General features: G+C 47.2%; 1 protein-coding gene. It reads left to right on the top strand.

Annotated features, from left to right (window positions below; genetic code table 11):
- Window positions 1-828: IS1634 family transposase (locus C6Y40_RS10585; RefSeq protein WP_146129540.1), on the top strand; the 828-nt coding region annotated here is incomplete at its 5' end.
- Between the last annotated feature and the right edge of the window lie 19 nt (window positions 829-847).

Below are 847 nucleotides of genomic sequence, written 5' to 3'. Positions count from 1 at the left end.
GCCATGGGTAACGGTTACCACGGTTGTTGGGTGGATGCAGACTATGCCGGAGTGAAACAGAAATGGTTGATTCTGCGCAGTGAGCAGGCGACTAAACGGGAGCAGCAGACACTGGCCCGCAATTTACTTAAAAGCAGTGAAAAAGAGCACAAGCAATTTATTAAATTGTGTAAGCAACGCTTTGCCTGCCAGACCGATGCCGAGACGGCAATGAAAGTCTTTAGCAAGACGTTAAAAACAACCCGCATCAGTGAGTTTGACTGTATAGCCCACCCCGTGTTCTTAGGTAAAGGTCGCCCCAAAAAAGGACAACAGCCAGCATACTATGAATACCAACTCGATGGGCTGATAGCCACCTGTTTGGATAAAGTTGGAATAGCTCAGGCGCAAACCGGGATGTTTATCCTCGCAACCAATGATTGTAGCGGGGAACTCAGTATGCAGACAGTGTTAGATACCTACAAATCCCAGCAACATGTTGAGCGGGGATTTCGTTTTCTCAAAAGTCCGGAATTTCTGACATCCTCACTGTTTCTGAAGAAACCGGAAAGGATTGAAGCGCTGCTCATGGTGATGACGTGCAGTCTGATGATATACGCCGCCCTTGAACACCGGATCCGAACGTCATTAAAAGAAAGACAACAATACTTCCCTGACATGAAAAAGAAACCGTCCCAGAAGCCAACGGCACGATGGGTATTTCTGTGTTTTAGTGGGATCCACGAAGTCAGCATTGGTGACTCTCCCCCCGTAATCACAGACAAACAGGAGCGCCAGCAGGTGATCATTGATGTACTTGGCACATTATACCAAGAGATTTATTCCTGAATTTGATGCGGAATGTCGG

This window comes from Marisediminitalea alba (assembly GCF_002993365.1).
Classification (GTDB): Bacteria; Pseudomonadota; Gammaproteobacteria; order Enterobacterales; family Alteromonadaceae; genus Alteromonas; species Alteromonas alba.
This window is presented reverse-complemented; position numbering and strand designations above follow the sequence as displayed.